This is a genomic window from Acaryochloris marina S15 (genome assembly GCF_018336915.1).
In the GTDB taxonomy this organism is placed as follows: Bacteria; Cyanobacteriota; Cyanobacteriia; order Thermosynechococcales; family Thermosynechococcaceae; genus Acaryochloris; species Acaryochloris marina_A.
The window spans coordinates 896,241-912,093 of record NZ_CP064923.1; the positions used below are offsets into that span (position 1 = coordinate 896,241).

16 protein-coding genes are annotated in these 15,853 nt (G+C 48.3%); 9 read left to right on the top strand and 7 right to left on the bottom strand.

Annotated elements, in window-relative coordinates; genetic code table 11:
* The first annotated feature begins 121 nt into the window (after positions 1–121).
* Positions 122–1,507: a cytochrome P450 gene (locus I1H34_RS04875; RefSeq protein WP_212664603.1), complete on the top strand. Its 1,386-nt coding sequence runs from the start codon at positions 122–124 to the stop codon at positions 1,505–1,507.
* Between the two features lie 28 nt (positions 1,508–1,535).
* Here I1H34_RS04875 and I1H34_RS04880 read toward each other — a convergent pair whose 3' ends face one another.
* The 5 genes from I1H34_RS04880 to I1H34_RS04900 are packed head-to-tail and all read right to left on the bottom strand — an operon-like array spanning position 1,536 to position 5,175.
* Positions 1,536–2,525, bottom strand: coding sequence for a DMT family transporter (locus tag I1H34_RS04880; protein WP_212664604.1), 990 nt, complete (start codon positions 2,523–2,525; stop codon positions 1,536–1,538).
* Positions 2,526–3,290 (bottom strand): hypothetical protein, encoded by a 765-nt coding sequence (locus I1H34_RS04885; protein WP_212664605.1) that lies wholly within the window; start codon positions 3,288–3,290, stop codon positions 2,526–2,528.
* 2 nt (positions 3,291–3,292) lie between these two features.
* Positions 3,293–4,354, bottom strand: a complete 1,062-nt coding sequence (locus I1H34_RS04890; RefSeq protein ID WP_212664606.1) for a Rieske 2Fe-2S domain-containing protein — start codon at positions 4,352–4,354, stop codon at positions 3,293–3,295.
* A 30-nt stretch (positions 4,355–4,384) separates the two neighbouring features.
* Entirely contained in the window at positions 4,385–4,897 is a 513-nt protein-coding gene (locus I1H34_RS04895) for a hypothetical protein (protein WP_212664607.1), read from the bottom strand.
* On the bottom strand, positions 4,897–5,175 hold the full coding sequence (locus I1H34_RS04900) for a hypothetical protein (RefSeq protein WP_212664608.1): 279 nt from the start codon (positions 5,173–5,175) through the stop codon (positions 4,897–4,899). The genes I1H34_RS04895 and I1H34_RS04900 overlap by 1 nt, the downstream gene beginning before the upstream one ends.
* Positions 5,176–5,323: 148 nt before the next feature.
* Here I1H34_RS04900 and I1H34_RS04905 point away from each other — a divergent pair, with 148 nt between their 5' ends.
* The 5 genes from I1H34_RS04905 to ung all read left to right on the top strand — a co-directional run bounded on the left by I1H34_RS04905 (position 5,324) and on the right by ung (position 8,912).
* Positions 5,324–6,019, top strand: a complete 696-nt coding sequence (locus I1H34_RS04905) for a hypothetical protein (RefSeq protein ID WP_212664609.1) — start codon at positions 5,324–5,326, stop codon at positions 6,017–6,019.
* A 55-nt stretch (positions 6,020–6,074) separates the two neighbouring features.
* Positions 6,075–6,722, top strand: a complete 648-nt coding sequence (locus I1H34_RS04910; protein WP_249369815.1) for an alpha-ketoglutarate-dependent dioxygenase AlkB family protein — start codon at positions 6,075–6,077, stop codon at positions 6,720–6,722.
* A gap of 154 nt (positions 6,723–6,876) precedes the next feature.
* Positions 6,877–7,728, top strand: coding sequence for a DMT family transporter (locus I1H34_RS04915; RefSeq protein WP_212664610.1), 852 nt, complete (start codon positions 6,877–6,879; stop codon positions 7,726–7,728).
* 43 nt (positions 7,729–7,771) lie between these two features.
* On the top strand, positions 7,772–8,047 hold the full coding sequence (locus tag I1H34_RS04920) for a DUF7683 domain-containing protein (RefSeq protein ID WP_212664611.1): 276 nt from the start codon (positions 7,772–7,774) through the stop codon (positions 8,045–8,047).
* A 163-nt stretch (positions 8,048–8,210) separates the two neighbouring features.
* Positions 8,211–8,912, top strand: a complete 702-nt coding sequence (gene ung / locus I1H34_RS04925; protein ID WP_212664612.1) for a uracil-DNA glycosylase — start codon at positions 8,211–8,213, stop codon at positions 8,910–8,912.
* A 100-nt stretch (positions 8,913–9,012) separates the two neighbouring features.
* Here ung and I1H34_RS04930 read toward each other — a convergent pair whose 3' ends face one another.
* Both I1H34_RS04930 and I1H34_RS04935 read right to left on the bottom strand, forming a co-directional pair.
* Positions 9,013–9,174: a hypothetical protein gene (locus I1H34_RS04930; RefSeq protein WP_212664613.1), complete on the bottom strand. Its 162-nt coding sequence runs from the start codon at positions 9,172–9,174 to the stop codon at positions 9,013–9,015.
* A 78-nt stretch (positions 9,175–9,252) separates the two neighbouring features.
* Positions 9,253–10,761 carry a hydroxysqualene dehydroxylase gene (locus I1H34_RS04935; RefSeq protein ID WP_212664614.1) on the bottom strand — a complete coding sequence of 503 codons (1,509 nt, stop codon included), beginning with the start codon at positions 10,759–10,761 and terminating at the stop codon, positions 9,253–9,255.
* A gap of 320 nt (positions 10,762–11,081) precedes the next feature.
* Between I1H34_RS04935 and I1H34_RS04940 the strand changes: the two genes are divergently transcribed.
* The 3 genes from I1H34_RS04940 to I1H34_RS04950 all read left to right on the top strand — a co-directional run bounded on the left by I1H34_RS04940 (position 11,082) and on the right by I1H34_RS04950 (position 15,839).
* Positions 11,082–11,774 (top strand): TPM domain-containing protein, encoded by a 693-nt coding sequence (locus I1H34_RS04940; protein ID WP_212664615.1) that lies wholly within the window; start codon positions 11,082–11,084, stop codon positions 11,772–11,774.
* Between the two features lie 164 nt (positions 11,775–11,938).
* A complete protein-coding gene (locus I1H34_RS04945; RefSeq protein WP_212664616.1) occupies positions 11,939–13,267 on the top strand; it encodes an AAA-like domain-containing protein in 1,329 nt (442 codons plus the stop codon).
* Positions 13,254–15,839 carry an AAA-like domain-containing protein gene (locus tag I1H34_RS04950; RefSeq protein ID WP_212664617.1) on the top strand — a complete coding sequence of 862 codons (2,586 nt, stop codon included), beginning with the start codon at positions 13,254–13,256 and terminating at the stop codon, positions 15,837–15,839. Before I1H34_RS04945 ends, I1H34_RS04950 begins: the two co-directional genes overlap by 14 nt.
* The last annotated feature ends 14 nt before the right edge of the window (positions 15,840–15,853 follow it).

Here is a 15,853-nt window from a genome sequence, read left to right on the forward strand (position 1 = left end):
CGGTTTCCCTAACCTCATGCTCTGAGCCAGGGAGACCCTAAATTTCACTTCTGTCCCCTACAGTCAAATAAACCGTCACAATAAATGTGTGGATCAGTGATGAAGCCTGAGGATGTGATAGATGAGTGAAGTATTGGTTCTAGAGACAGAGCAAACTCCCCCTACTGGAACCCAGTCCCCCCCTCGCAAACCGAAGTGGACCGATACCCTCGCTTACATCGCCAATCCCGATCAATTTTGTCGCCACAACCTGAAGGAGCATGGTCCTATTTTTAGGACGAGCGTGTTTGGAGGCACCACCATTTTTGTCGGCTCAGCTCAGGCAGTGAAAATGGCCCTTAATGGTGACCTCCGCTATACGGAAATTGGTCTTCCCCAAACCACCATGACTATGTTTGGAGAATATAGTCTGTTTCAACGTCCGGATGTACATCGACAACGCAAAAGTTCCTTACGAGCAGGCTTAGCAGGGCAAGCCATCCAGGGCTATATTCCTCAAATTAATGATGTGATTGTTCAAGGACTCCAAGCTTGGCCAGACCTAGGAGACATTGCCCTGTTCCCAGCCGTAGAGCAGATCTGTTTTGATGCTTTAGTCCCCCTATTGCTGGGCGTAGAGCTAAAGGATGCTTACTTTCAAGGACTCCCCATTTCTTCCAAAACAGAACTCAAACAAGTCTACAAAACCTTTTTTGATGGCTTCTATGGTTTAGTCCCCTGGCGTTCATCTCTAACCACGTTTGGTCGGGGTCTCCAAGCACGCGCTCGTCTGATCGAATTTATGCAGGCCGTGATTCGAAGACGGAAATCTGAGGCTAACTTGGATCCTGCCTCAGATTTCCTGTCCATGATGTTGGTGAGTCAAGCAGCAGATCCAGACAGTGTATTTAGTGACACCTTCATCGAGAATCAATGCTTATTGCAGTTATGGGCATCCCACTATGAAATCAGTGGCTTAGTCTCATCCTGGATATATCAACTGGGCCTTCATCCTGAGCATTTTTCCGACCTCCAAGCTGAACAAAAAACGATACAAGACGAAGCGTCTACCCCAATCACAAGTGACCCACTCAAAATGGCCTCATTTCTGGAAGCCACTATTCAAGAAACACTGCGCACTCTCCCCCCTTCATCTACCGCTAACCGTCGCCTTACCCAATCCGTAATTTTAGACGGCGTACTCTATGAAAAAGGGTGGACCTTAATTGCAGAGCCCAGGATTGCCCATATCCTGCCAGAACATTTTTCCCAACCTGATGCCTATCACCCCCATCGGTTTATGGAGGATGCCAACTCCAGAGAGAAATATGCTTATATCCCCTTTGGGGGTGGGGTTCATGCTTGTTTAGGCGCTCAGCTCGCGATGGTCGTAGCCAAAATTTTTGCTAGCCATCTGTTGCGCCAGTTTGAATGGCAGGTGCAAGATACAGCATCCTTTGTGCAATTCCCCTTGAAGAAAATAAAAGACAACTACACCATCCCCATATCTCGACTCCAACAGCAATAGAGGCTGGAGCAATCCCCGTTTCTAAATCTTAAGACGTAGACACACAGCTTTCAGCCCCATCTGCCATCTCGTTCGTTTCCATCGGTCGAGATGACTGCCGATTAAAGCTCGTCACGCAAATCCCTGCCATGATCACCAGAAATGCCAAAAATTGAGCCATCGAAGGTCGTTCACCGTTGAGCAAAAAGGCATAGGTCACCCCAAACACGGGGGACAAAGACGTCCATTTCCCTACCGTTTGTGAATTCAACTGCTCAAGAGCTGAATACCAAAGAAATTGGGCCAGGACAATAATGATCAGGGCATAGACCACCATCACCATCCAGAGTTGCCCCGCCAGCACATCTGTAAAATGTTCCGGGCCAAATACCAGATTAGCAATGATAAAAAAGATGATGGACGAAATCAAATTACGGCTAAACACCACAATGCGCAGATTCGTTTGTTGAGACAACATCAGCTTTCCCAAGGTAGAGCTGGCCGCATACACCACCGCCGACAGCAAAATCAAGAGGTCTCCCTGATTGATCTGAAAATTGCTGGTCTTCAGCACAATCGCCAACACACCGGCAATAATCAAGGAAAACCCGATCCATTCAAATCGCTTAATTTTGCGTCCTAAAATCAGGGTGCCGACCAAGGCATAGATGACTGGGCCAAGACGTCCCAACAGCACCGCATTCGTAACAGAGGTATAAGCCAATCCCACAAAGATTAAAGAAGAAAGGAGGGCGGCTAAACAACCGTTCAAGAACAGTCCAACCTTAATTCGTCGCTCCAAACTCAGCCAATCTTGAATCAGGGAACGCCAACCAAACCAGGTCCCCACCGCTAGGGCAGCACATAAATTGCCCACAAATAAGACATTGCAAAAAGAGATAGGAGTTTGGGTTCCCCCACTCAGCAACATGGCATTGGCCACCAAAAAAGCAATCAGAGAAGGCCGTAACGCCGCCAAGGCTCTGGATATGACTAAAGCAATTTTGGGGTCAATTGCAGAGAAGGACAGTTGGGGCATCTACAGCAGTTTATAGGTGGCCGGATCCGCTTTGAGAACAAACGCATCCGCATATTGAATCACTTCACCCGTAATTTGCACAGGATCTGCAACCAGGTCTAGAACCTTATCATTTACAGCCTTCCCATCCAAATCTGATAGTAGAAAATACAGCTTATCCCCCACCTGATTGTGAACCACAAACACGGGGGGCACCCCACCACTGAGACAGCGAATGGCACAGGATCGATGGGTTTTGGTTCGCCCAGGTTTCATCACGCCGGGATAGCATTTGCCATCAACGATTTCTCCCGTTAATGAAAACTCTCCTAAAGAGCTACTTTCAGCTGGTTGTGCCGACTCTGGAGTTGGGGGCTCCATCGGTTCCGCTGATTTCGTGGCAATCACCGTTAAGTGATTGCGATGGAAGGGCGTACCTTTGAGCTTGACCCATTGATTAACATGCTCCAGCACCTTCGGTTTCGGTGAGGTCTTGCCCGTTCCTGACAATAGATAGAGGGAAAAATCACTGGCAGTGCCTACTTCTCCCGTTCTCGGTACCAATAGGTGAGGAGACGGCTCTCCTACTAGCAGTCCTTCAAACTCAGGAACTTTGGTGCGTTTACCCAAATTGAAGTGATCAAAATGTAAGGGCGGCAGAATGAAGGCAAAGGCTAAAACACTCAACACTAGGATGGGAATAAACCCCAACAAAAACCGTTTTAATCTGGGCGGCACCCCTAGATAGCCAATAAAAAATTCATCTTGAGGATCAAGGCTACTCATCGCTACACTTGGCCGATAACAGCAGGGACAACAGGCGTTCCAGGAAGATTAGGCTTGGCACTGACTAGAATCTGATCGCCCTGGAGTTTGACATTAAACGTCGGAATTTTTTCGGTAAATGGCGGTGGCGAAATACCGCTATCGGGTAGGTATTGATAGCCATGCCAAGGGCAAGTGATACAGCCATCGACAACCTTGCCTTCTCCCAACGGGCCATTTTGATGCTGACAAACATTGGAAATCGCCGAGATTTGGCCGTCATATTTAAAGATGGCTACGCGCTCCCCCGCAATCACTGCAATTTTGGCCCGATTCTCAGGAATATCTTGCACACTGCCAACATGCACAAAGCCATCAGCATCCACTTGGGCTTTGGCCGGTTTTCCAAACAGCGGTGCACCATCTTTTTGGGCTTCTCGCAGGGAAGTCATCAAGTGAATACCTACAATCCACACAAACCCCACGCCAACTGCCAGGGTAAGGAAAGGATGGGTATTGGTTTCCAAAGCCCCTAGAACCACATGCCCGACCAACAAGCCATAGGCTAAGTAAACCCCCATATGCAGAGCTTTCCACACCGGAGCCGTGAGGTTGGTTAGCCAAAAATCATGGCTGGTTGCCGCCATCAAAAACAAGATGACAAGGGCTACGCCTCCCAATGCTTCAAAGGGAAAGCGGACAAAATCAGCATAGTGAGTATTGCTAACAAACAAGCTGACAATCGGCTCTAGATTGCCAAAGTCGTGATACCAGGCCAAAGCATCCCGGGCATGGAGCAGGGCCAGAATAAACATGGTGACGCCCATGTGCCGCCGATTGTAGAGAAGCGGCAAAAACTTAGCGCTAAGACGACTCAGGGGACCAATGGAAAGAATGACATGGAGCAGGATAAAAGCCGCAGAGCCAAAGGCCCGAATCCAAATACCTTTTAGATCTAGATCGCTACTGAACTGAAGGCTAATGCCTTCAAAGCAAAAAAGATAGAAAACGACCGTGGACAGCAAAATAATGTCGTAAACAAACTTTTGCCGATTCCACTGAACCGCTTTATATGCAACGCCCACAGATAACTTCCTCTCAGAATGAATTAGCGCTTAAGATTGGGTCCAAAAAGGATCTAGGGGAAATGTAGAAATGATTTCTTTAGTCGCTTGGCTGAACAATAGTAGGTGTCCCGTTTGGCCCTGCATCGCGTCTGGAACCCGAAATTGACGATTAGATGCTCCTGACAACGCCCCTAACAAGATAGAATCCTGACTCAGTTCCTCCGGTGGCTTCCCCTGCTGCCAATACACCAACACATCCGGCAATTGGAGATCAGACTGGGGCTGAATATTGATAAAGACATCGCTGCCATCTTGAGCAAACAATGTTTCAACCCGGAGTTGAATGTTCTCTTGTTTGAGCAAAGTGGGTTTGCGCTTCGACCTCTGATTTTCCCAAGCAAAGTACGGGACAAATCCTGCTCGTTGAAATAAGGCGTCCGCTGAGGCATCCACTGGCGCGAAATTTGGCCGCCAGACTAACCCTGCAATAAAACAGAGGGGTAACACAACGGCCAAAACTACAAAGGAATAGAGGTGAACCTGCCGGCGAGAAATGACCATTATTGGGCTCCTGCACTTTGCTTAGCGGCTAGTCGATGGGCATTTTTTTCGGTGGGATGACCTTTGCCTCGCAACAGCCGAATCGCGAACATCGGCCAAAATGCTACCACGCCAGGAATAATTAAAACTCGAAATCCAAGGGCCCAACCTTGAGCGCCAGAATCGACCCGCTTGACCAAAAAGGTGACGAACAAAAAAGCGAAGATCAAACCTGCGATCGCATAGGCTCGCACCAGATTAATCACCCACTCAACTACAGCAATAGCAGTGCTATCCATACGTCGTCTACCTTCTAGAATTCATAAAGGGCAGTCCTATTAGGTATGAGAATACCAGCCCATTTAGCCATCGGTAAACTACTCGTCTAGATTTGGCAAATTGCCTCAAGGTTGCCAGAATTAGAACCGTAGGAATGAACGGTACAACATGCATCGCTTTACTCAGACTCCTAAACGAAAATCGATTGCTTTAGCCCTACTTCCCCTTAGTCTTGGGTTATTGATCAGCTGCAGCACTACAGAAGCCCCCTCAGACACTGAATCGCCAGCGTCCGACACCTCGACAGAGTCTCTAGATCGCTCGGTTGCTGATCCCAGCGCTACAACGGAGGAAAGTGCGGACAGCTCCGGCACCGAAACTCTAGCCTCTTCAGCCAGTTCAGGGAAAGTCGATCTGGCAGCCATCATTGGCACTGAAGATGATGGATGGCTCCCCAAAACTCTCTCGGAATATGATTTCAAGCGGGGAATGAGTCCCGAAGAAGTGGGCAAGATTATGCCTGGAGCTGAAAAGATCTCCAAGTTTGGTTTTAGCGAAGTCCCCGCCAATGGTGTCCCAGGTGTTGATAAGTACAAATTTAGCTTCCTCAAAGACAAAAAAGATCCAGATGGAAAGCGCACTTTATACAGTGTTTCACTCTTATTCGATCCGTCTATCAAAAAAGACCATCCCTATGACAAAGTTGCTTTAGCTTTTGCTGAAAAGTATGGCGAAGTCGAGCCTGAGAAAATTGAAAAGAAAATTGTGACTTGGGTGGGGCCTAAATTTGCCACCGCCCAATTTACCAACAGCATCAATAAGTTCGAAGGGTACGAATTTAAAATCGTTGTCCCCAAATCGTAAACACTCGTTCAGACACCCTAAGATCATGAGTACAGAGATTAGGGTGCTGAACTGAATGCAAAAACCCCATCAACCCAATCCCCCACCCCATCAACTTTCTCTATTAGCCTCTGATAGTCAGGCCCAACAGCTACAGATGCCTGATGCAGAGGTTTTGTTTTACCCCTGTCTGTTCAACGCTGCCGATTGTGAGCAAATGTTTTTAGCCCTGGAAGCAGAAATTGCGTGGCGACAGGACTCAGCCACCATCTTTGGCCGTCATCACTTTTTGCCTAGATTAACGGCCTGGCATGGCGATCCAGGTAAAACCTATAGCTATTCCGGTATTCGCATGGAGCCTTTGCCCTGGACATCGACGTTGCGCCAGATCAAGGCAGCAATCGAGCCTATTGCCCAAGTTGAATTTAATAGTGTGTTGTTGAATTTCTACCGTCACGGACAGGACAGCATGGGCTGGCATAGTGACGATGAACCGGAGTTGGGACCTAATCCGGTCATCGGTTCAGTGAGTTTGGGGGGCTGCCGACGATTTTTGCTAAGACATAAAATGGATAAATCAATCTCTAAAGTTGAACTCCATTTAACCAACGGTAGCTTGCTCCTAATGCAAGGCCCAACGCAGCATTTCTGGCAACATTATGTGCCCAAAACTAAAAGACCAGTTGATCCGAGGATTAATCTAACGTTTCGAGTGATTCATTAAATCACAAGGTTTGATGGGAGCTTCCTAATCACCGCTGTCTTCAGAAATTGGCATCAATCGCAGCAGAGTCTCCAATCGCTACCCACCAACCCAATGGAGAAGCTCCTATAAGATTAAGTGAAGTCGCGTTTTAGAATAATGGGTTGCTGATTGGATGTCTCATCCGCGGGTCTTTCCCCTGACTTTACTAGCTATGCTTGCCTTTGCCGGAAATTCTATCCTGTGTAGGTTAGCGCTTAGAGCCACTCCTATTGATGCAGCAACATTCACATCGATTCGGATCGTCTCCGGTGCGATTATGTTGGGATTGATCACGCAAATAAAGGGTGGAGGCCTTAAAGCTGGAGGCAGTTGGCTATCTGCCTTAGCACTTTTTATTTATGCGGCGGGCTTTTCGTTTGCTTACATCCAGCTATCTGCAGGTACGGGGGCTTTACTACTCTTTGGGGCAGTACAGGTCACCATGATGGGATATGGATTTTGGACGGGAGAACGCTTAAAGAAACAGCAAATTTCTGGTTTTATCTTGGCGCTGGTGGGGCTGGTGATTTTTTTGTTGCCAGGTCTCTCTGCTCCCCCACTACTGAGTTCTGGACTAATGATGGCTGCGGGTGTGGCCTGGGGAATTTATTCCTTACGAGGTAAAACTGCTAGCAATCCCATGGGCATGACGGCTGGCAACTTTTTAAGAGCAGTCCCTTTTACTGTGGGGCTAAGTCTGTCGATGGTTTCTGACGCTACGTTAACCATTACAGGCTGTTTATACGCAGTCGCAGCGGGCGCAGTCACCTCAGGTCTGGGATATACCATTTGGTACACGGCCCTAAAAGATTTGACCGCAACGTCTGCGGCAACGGTCCAACTCAGTGTGCCTGTCATTGCTGCTGCAGGAGGGATGCTTTTCCTCGGTGAACACCTGACCCTGCGCCTGTTCGTTGCTTCCTGTACCATTCTTGGAGGAATTGCTCTAGCAATCTTGGAGAAGCCTCAAACTGAAGCAACCTGAGTCAATAACTCTTTTACGTAACCTAAGTTCGGGATGTTCACAGATGCTAGAGTCTCAAGCCCATAAATCTTGTCACTACTTATCTGTCTATGAACGCCAAGGAGACAGCTTTATTGAAGAGCACAAGCTCATAGACTTTGACCCCAGAAACTTCAGTATAGAATTTGGCCTTGATATTTCTGACGATCCAGAGATGATTTTTGTCTATCCGCTAAAAGAAGAGCACGTTAGGTATTTGAGTCGTTTGCTACTGAATCAAGTCATATTTGATTTTGGTTGTTATGAGTATTTTTTGGAACCATACGCAGACAAGAGCTGATAATTTTAATGATGTAGGTAGGTTTATAGGTGTGATGCATAGTCAAATCCTCCCTTTAGTTTCAGCCCAGCTGACTGATGCTCAATAGCCTTTGCGCGTTTGTACCTTTAACAACAAAACCAATTCAGCGAGTTTTCTCCTTCATTAAAATACGAATCCTCTTATGACGACAGAAGCTACCCCCACTTCTAACAGCTCGATTAAACTTGAGCCGAGCTGGAAAGCAGTGCTGGAAGACGTATTTGCCACGCCCTATATGCAGGAGCTGAAACAATTTCTCAAAGCAGAAAAGGCTGCTGGCAAAACGATTTACCCCCGTGGCTCACTGATGTTTAATGCCATGGACAGTACTCCCTTTAATCAAGTCAAAGTCGTGATTCTCGGACAAGACCCCTATCACGGCCCCAGGCAAGCCCACGGTTTATGCTTTTCCGTCCCAGAGGGCGTTGCTCCACCCCCTTCTCTGATCAATATTTTCAAAGAAATTGAACAAGATCTAGGCACAAAACCACCCAGGCATGGCTGCCTGCAAAGCTGGGCAGACCAAGGCGTACTACTACTCAATAGCGTCCTAACCGTGGAACAGCATAAAGCTGCTTCACATAGAGGCAAAGGTTGGGAGCAATTTACCGATGCCATTATCAGCGCCTTAAACCAGCAACGCGAAAATCTCGTCTTTCTGCTGTGGGGCAGCTATGCGCAACAAAAAGGGAAGATTATTGATCGCAGACGCCATCTAGTCCTGATCTCGCCCCATCCATCACCGTTATCTGCCCATCGGGGTTTCTTTGGTAATCAGCATTTTTCTAAAGCGAATGCGTATTTGCAAAAAAACGGTATTGAACCTATTTCTTGGTCCCTATAGTGGCGTCGACTCAGAATGACTGGCATTGTTCATTTTAGGGTTATAGATCTAGTCCACAGTTGAGTGACATCAAGACGTTTTGAGATCTCGGATATAGCGATCAGGGATACTCAATCAATCTACCCATCACGAGGGCTGTTTTGCCAATATCCGAAGCACCCGCGATCAACATGAATTCTGAGGTACCCTGAGCCACTCGATTAAAGGCATTGAGCAAGGTTTGAACGCCTGTGTCACGATCATAGAGTTTCTCGGGTATCAAGATGAGATCGCATACATCGTTCCGAGTCTTAGATTAACCGAGACTTGATTAATTGGTCATTCTTGTAAGATTTTGCATCTATGGCAGCAAGAACTCGGGCAATAAGTTCTTCTGGACTTCTCGCAGCGTTTTATTCACTGAACGCGCCATTTGAATATGAGGTTCATCGGGTTCAATCGGGGCAATTACTGCAGGAGCACCCTGCCCCAATTGGCTAATCACGTGATTGGCCGCTTCCAGACCCGTAACATAGGCTTTTTCCTGGGACCAAGATCCGTGGCGGGTCACCACCCAGTCACCACTCATATATAAGTTGTTAATGGGTGTTTGAGCGGGTAACAAATACCGATAGCTCCCCGGTGCAAAGTGAGTTACCGCTCGGGGTAAGCGAATCACGCTGGAATCTACCACTTTCGCCTCTCGAAAATCGGGTAAACAGGTGGTGAGATCCTTTTGGACCATGGAAATAATCTCATCGTCTTCCATAGCCAGGAACTGATTGGCATGGTAGAAGTCTGCCTCAATCACCGTTTCAGGCTGATCGCGATAGTCATCATGAAGGGCATTGAGATCAAAGAAGGTAGAACCTGTGGTGGGATGGAAGCCAAAACAAGCATTCGACGGTTGGGGGACATCGACTTTGCGGTCGAACCAGAGACGAGTGGCTAATATATCCACTGCACCCAGGTTCATGATGTCTCGGAACTGAGGATGTTTTTGTAGTGTAGAACTGCCGCGAACGATGTTTTTCATCCCGGAAATCCCCACAGAGAAGATCACGGCATCGGCTTCAAATATTTCATCTCCACAAATCACGGCATCCGCTTGGCCTTGATCATTGAGTCGCACATCCGTAACCCGACGCTGGGTGAGGATTTTGCCCCCTGCATTGGTGATGCGATCGCACCAGGGTTTAAAAATCTTTTCTCCCACTGTGCCCCGACACCAAACCACATCAAAATCAGCCTGATGGGCGAGGATAAAATAGTAGAGCATTCCTAAAGCTGCAGCAGCAGAACACTGCTCACCCGGAGCAAACAATCCCACCAACAGCATGGGTTCAAAGGCATCTCTGTAGAGTCGTGCTGAAACGCCATAGCTCTTGAACATTTCTCGGGCGGTCACAGAGTCGTAACGTCGCCAAGCCTCATCGGAATTATCAAAGTCGATGATTGGATACATCATCGTAAAAGCGGACAGCCGATCAACCAGCGGCAAGCGGGGAAACTGAGGGTAAGCAAAGGTTCCCAAAGGCATGGGTAAGCGCTGTTCATTCTGAAAAATAGGCGACACCGCTTCCAGTCCGGCAGGGGAATACTGGGATGATTTTGTCCAGTTCGTAAATGGATCGAGCCCTAACTCATCGACCAGACCAAAAATATTTTTATAAGGGTACCAAAATCCGTGAATCCCAGCTTCTACGGGCCGACCTCCAGCCGTTTCCCAGCCTGCCACGAGGCCGCCAGGATAGGAGCCTGCTTCTAAGAGGGTGACATCATACCCTTGAGAAACGAGGTGATAGGTGGCACCCAGGCCAGCCCAGCCAGCACCCACGACGACAACACGTTTTTTGGAGTCTGAGGTCATAGCGTCTAGAGATTGAATGATTAGTAACCGATTACCGTATTTACCATGACATGAAATCTACGGTCTTTGCACGAATAAATGGGGCAGAGTTGTGTATCAGACTTGTCCTTAGCAAGCGAGAAATATACAGGCTGCAAGAGTCTATCAATTACCATTTCAGGGATCTTGAGGGAAGCAAGAAGTGTTGTAGGTAATTATTGTAGGGAATGTTAGAACTGTCATGACTTTCGTCGGTTTCGCGCCTGTATGCTGCGTCTCTTAAATTATGTTGCTTAAACGACTTTCTACTGGCTTTAGTCATTGGTTTAGGCTTCAGCCTGATGCTATCGCTATCCTGGGCTACTCCTAGTCGAGCCATTGCACCGTCTGATGTTCCCAACCCTCGCCAAGACAATGGTTGGGTGATGGATATGGCTGATTTGCTGAGTCCTGATAGCGAAGCAAAGCTGAATCAGATGATCACGGCATTAGAAGAAACCAATGGGGCAGAAATTGCAGTGGTGACCGTCCCCAATACCAAGCCGTCCGCATCGCCCGAAGCATATACGACAAAGTTATTTAACACTTGGGGCATCGGCAAGAAAGGGTTAGATAACGGCGTGTTGTTTATGGTCTCTAAGGAAGACCGACGGGTCGAAATTGAAACGGGTTATGGCCTAGAGTCCATCTTGCCGGATGCCCAAGTTGGCAATATTATTCAAACCCAGGTGACCCCTCAGTTCAAGCAAGGCAACTTTGATGGCGGTATACTGCAGGGCACTCAAACCATCATTAGAGTCCTAAAGAATCCAGCCTCATCATCCTTCAATCAGCCTGACAAGCGAGTTGAAGAGCATTTTAATTCGATGGTGGTGATTGGTTCTCTCATCGTCATGGGACTCATGGGCCTTGCCGCTAAAAATGTGATCCAAGTATGCCGGAACCTACATTCATCAAGCTCAACAGCAGGCAGCAACTTATCTTGCCGTTCCTTGGGAAGGGCTGTGAAAAATATTATCTGCTCTGCTAGCTAGCCTGCTGAATGTAGGTTGTATGGTGCGATTCCTCCTAAAAAATACTGAAAAAAACCGATTGCAGTTGCAGCACTTGTCATCCACACTTAAAGCAGCTAAGAGCAAGCCAATCCCATATTGACTTAGCCCGCTACCAGTACGAGGTCCATAGGAGTGGAAGCGCTGTGTCACAGCATGAACAGCTTATCGACGCTGCAACCAAGGCCATTTTTAAGTGCGATAACGAGTATCTAAGAACCATCGAAGTGGATGTACTAGAAGCCTGTCTTGCAGGTCTCACCTACGAAGAGATGGCTGAGAAACTCGACTACTCCAATCGCTATATTGCCGGTGATATTGCACCCGCTCTTTGGGCGAAACTCACTCGGGCTTTGGACGAAAAAGTCAGTAAGTCTAATTTGCGAGTCGCCCTTGAACGTCTGCATCAACGCCAGCCATCCCAGGAAAAACGAGCTTCCTATTGCCCCTATCCAGAGGGGCCAGTCCCTCTAAAGTCTTCGTTCTACATCCACCGATCAGAGATTGAACATCGCTGCAGCCAAATCATTACGAATCCGGGGACTTTAATCCGCATTAAGGCGGCCAAAGGCATGGGCAAAACCTCCTTAGTCAATCGGATCTTGAAAACTGCGGAGGCCCATCCACTCCAGACCCTCTACCTAGACTTTCGGTGGGCTAGTCAAGCCTCCATCAACGACTTGGAACGCTTTTTGCGCTGGTTCTGCTTCCAGATGGGGCGTCAGCTAGGGCTAGACAATCAGCTCGATGACTATTGGGACACGGAACTACTCACCAGTATTGATAACTGCAGCCAATATTTTGAAGACTATCTGCTCCCCAATATAGAAGCGTCCCTTGTATTAGCCCTCGATAGCGTTGAGCAAATTTTCCCTTACCCAGAGGTGGCGGGGGATGTCTTAAGGATGCTGAGAAGCTGGCATGAGAAGTCTAAAAGTTCGGCAACCTGGGAAAAAGTGCGGCTGGTGATCACCCATGCCACGGAAGACTATGTGTCGCTCGATATCAACCATTCTCCCCTGACGAATGTGGGAGAACCCATTACCTTGTCCCCATTTACAGTCGAACAAGTTCAGGCATTAGCAGCACGTTATGAACTGCAGTGGCAGCAATCAGAAGTGGAGCGTCTGCAGAATAGGGTGGGTGGGCATCCCTATCTGATTCATTTAGCCCTCTATAAAGGGGCCGTTGAAGGCAAGTCTTGCCAAGAGATTCTGGAGACCTCAGATCAAGAAATCGGCATTTACTTTAACCACCTGCTCCGGTTGAGGGAAGAATTGATTCAGTCCAAGGATTTAACGGCTGCCTATCTTGCGATCGCAAATTCACCCACCGGTATCGAACTCAACTCCCTGCAAATTTATCACCTGCAAAGTCTAGGCCTAGTAAAGCTCAAGGGCAATCTAGTGTTACCCTCTTGCAGTCTCTATCAGCAGTACTTCCAGCGAGAGCTAAGCCGAGATGCGATCGCATAATGTAGCGGAACCGAACTATCGGTATCAAGTCGGAGGCAGCCTGCCCGCTTCGGCCCCCAGCTATGTCACCCGAAAGAGCGACAACACCTTCTATGACCATCTACAAAACGGCGAATTCTGCTACGTGCTTAATTCTCGCCAGATGGGTAAATCCAGCTTACGAGTGCAAACAATGCACAAGCTGCGTGGGGAGGATGTTGTCTGTGCAGCCATTGACCTGACCGGCTTTGGCACCCAGGGCATCACCCCAGAAAAATGGTATGGCGGTTTTATCAAAGCCCTCGTCAGTGACTGCCAACTAGACCTAAACTGGCGAGCCTGGTGGAAACAGCAAGATCCGGCGACTCCGGTACAGCGGCTGCATACATTTATCGAGCAGGTTTTACTCCCAGGGATTCCGCAAAGCATCGTCATTTTTATCGATGAAATCGATCTGATTCTTAGCCAGAACGTATCCGCTGATGATTTTCTGGCATTGATACGGTTCTTCTACAATCAGCGGGTGGATCGACCCGCCTATCGACGCCTCACCTTTGCTCTGCTAGGGGTAGCTACGCCTTCTGCCCTGATGAAAGACCATGAGCGGACGCCCTTCAATATTGGCCAAGCCATCTATCTAGAAGGGTTTCAGTTTCAAGAAGCTCTCCCCCTCTCTCAGGGCTTTAGAGGTAAGGTTCAAGACCCCGACCAGGTGCTCCATGAAATCCTGGACTGGACTGGAGGACAGCCCTTTCTGACCCAAAAGCTCTGTCAACTTATGGAGTCATCCCTTCGGTCAAATCCTGAAATCACAGTAGAGCAGGTGGTTCAAACTCAGATTCTGGAGAACTGGGAAGCTCATGATGAGCCAGTGCATTTGAGAACGATTTGCGATCGCATCCTCTGTAACGATCATAAATCGGTACAGCTCTTGGGGCTTTACCAAAAGATTACGAACAGCAAGGTCACCACTAAAAGCAGCCCTGAGCAAATTGAGCTGCGCCTATCAGGTCTGGTGAAAGACCAAGCTGGAACCCTACAGGTCTATAACCGCATCTATGGTCAGATCTTTAATCAACACTGGATTGAGGCAACCCTCCTAGATTTACGCCCCTATGCCTCTGCATTTAATGCTTGGGAACAATCTCACTCCCAGGCAGATAAGCTCCTGGAGGGCAAGGCCCTAAAACAAGCGCTCAACTGGGCCGTGGGCAAAAGCCTCAGCGATCAAGACTATGACTTTATTCGCCTGAGCCAGGTCAAAGCAGAGCGAGAAAAACTACAGCGCAACATTTTCCTGCGGAACTTGCTGACGGCTGTGGGCTTGGGAGGATTATTGATTGGAGGTCTTATCTGGGGTAGCGATCGCTGGCTAGCGGATCAAAACCAGCAAGCCCTAACAACGATAACGACACTCCATAAACAAGTCGCTCGGGCCAAGCGAAATCAAAATCAAACGGAAGCTCTCTTTCTCGCCATTCAAGCAGGGCAAAAACTCCGCAACCTAGTTCAGGAGCAACCAATTGCTAGCTATCCCACCACCACACCCCTACTGGATCTGCAACAACTCTTGAAAGACCAAGAACGGCCAGACTCCAAGCAGAAAAAAGAAGACCGCTGGAATCTAGAGACTCTGAAAGAAGAGGCGATCTGGGATTTAGATATTAGCCCGGATGGAAAAACCATTGCCGTCTCCGGTTGGGGCAGTTCGGTCCGCCTCTTACAAAACAGTCGCCAACAGGAACTCACCCATCCCGATTCAGAGATGGTGATCAGCACGGACTTTAATCCCAAAAAGGATCAGGTCGTCACCGCCTCTCTCAATGGCAATGTTCGCCTCTGGTCCACGTCTGGGCAAGCCCTCCAACATTGGAACACCCAACAAGATGCCATTTGGAATACTCGCTTTAGTCCCAACGGCCAGTACCTCGCCACAGCAGGATGGGATGGCACCGTTCGCCTCTGGGATTTAGAGGGAACGCAGCGGTTTCAGACTTCACAAAAACACCAAGGCCCCGTTAAGGATATTCGCTTTAGCCCCGATGGCAAATGGCTGGCTACCGCAGGGGAAGATGGTGCTATCCAACTTTGGCAACTGTGCTTAGGAGCTAACTGCTCAAAATCGGATGACGCTCAATCCCTGGACCTTCACAAAATATGGAAAGGACATAGCGGTTGGGTTTGGAGTCTAGATGTCAGTCCTGATAGCAAAATCCTGGTTTCTGCTGGCGAAGATGGCATTGTTCGATTTTGGGATCTTGATAATCCGAATACCCCACCCCAACGATGGCAATACGGGCAAGGCCGTATCACTCAAATTCGCTTTAGCCCCGATGGCCAGTGGTTAGCGATTAGCGGCTGGGATGGAACGGTACAGATCCGCGATCGCAACGGCAGAATTTTTTCTCAATGGCAAAGCCGTCGCCCAGTCACGAGCCTGAGCTTTACCCCCGATCAACAAATGCTTTTGGTGGGAACCGTTATGGGGGATGTCCATCAATGGCCCATTAACTCTCTCGATCAGCTTCTCAAGGAAGGATGTCAAACCCTTAAAACACTTAACGCCACCCAGGCCAACAAAGTGTGTTCCTAGCAGATGTTGTAAAT

Bases quoted from the DNA above. Each gene is read 5' to 3' on its own strand.
- I1H34_RS04940 (WP_212664615.1), top strand. From the start codon at position 11,082: ATGCTATCGCTATCCTGGGCTACTCCTAGTCGAGCCATTGCACCGTCT.
- I1H34_RS04895 (WP_212664607.1), bottom strand. From the start codon at position 4,897: ATGGTCATTTCTCGCCGGCAGGTTCACCTCTATTCCTTTGTAGTTTTG.
- I1H34_RS04935 (WP_212664614.1), bottom strand. From the start codon at position 10,761: ATGACCTCAGACTCCAAAAAACGTGTTGTCGTCGTGGGTGCTGGCTGG.
- I1H34_RS04910 (WP_249369815.1), top strand. From the start codon at position 6,075: ATGCAAAAACCCCATCAACCCAATCCCCCACCCCATCAACTTTCTCTA.
- ung (WP_212664612.1), top strand. From the start codon at position 8,211: ATGACGACAGAAGCTACCCCCACTTCTAACAGCTCGATTAAACTTGAG.
- I1H34_RS04920 (WP_212664611.1), top strand. From the start codon at position 7,772: ATGCTAGAGTCTCAAGCCCATAAATCTTGTCACTACTTATCTGTCTAT.
- I1H34_RS04915 (WP_212664610.1), top strand. From the start codon at position 6,877: ATGTCTCATCCGCGGGTCTTTCCCCTGACTTTACTAGCTATGCTTGCC.
- I1H34_RS04905 (WP_212664609.1), top strand. From the start codon at position 5,324: ATGCATCGCTTTACTCAGACTCCTAAACGAAAATCGATTGCTTTAGCC.
- I1H34_RS04885 (WP_212664605.1), bottom strand. From the start codon at position 3,290: ATGAGTAGCCTTGATCCTCAAGATGAATTTTTTATTGGCTATCTAGGG.
- I1H34_RS04875 (WP_212664603.1), top strand. From the start codon at position 122: ATGAGTGAAGTATTGGTTCTAGAGACAGAGCAAACTCCCCCTACTGGA.
- I1H34_RS04900 (WP_212664608.1), bottom strand. From the start codon at position 5,175: ATGGATAGCACTGCTATTGCTGTAGTTGAGTGGGTGATTAATCTGGTG.
- I1H34_RS04880 (WP_212664604.1), bottom strand. From the start codon at position 2,525: ATGCCCCAACTGTCCTTCTCTGCAATTGACCCCAAAATTGCTTTAGTC.
- I1H34_RS04950 (WP_212664617.1), top strand. From the start codon at position 13,254: ATGCGATCGCATAATGTAGCGGAACCGAACTATCGGTATCAAGTCGGA.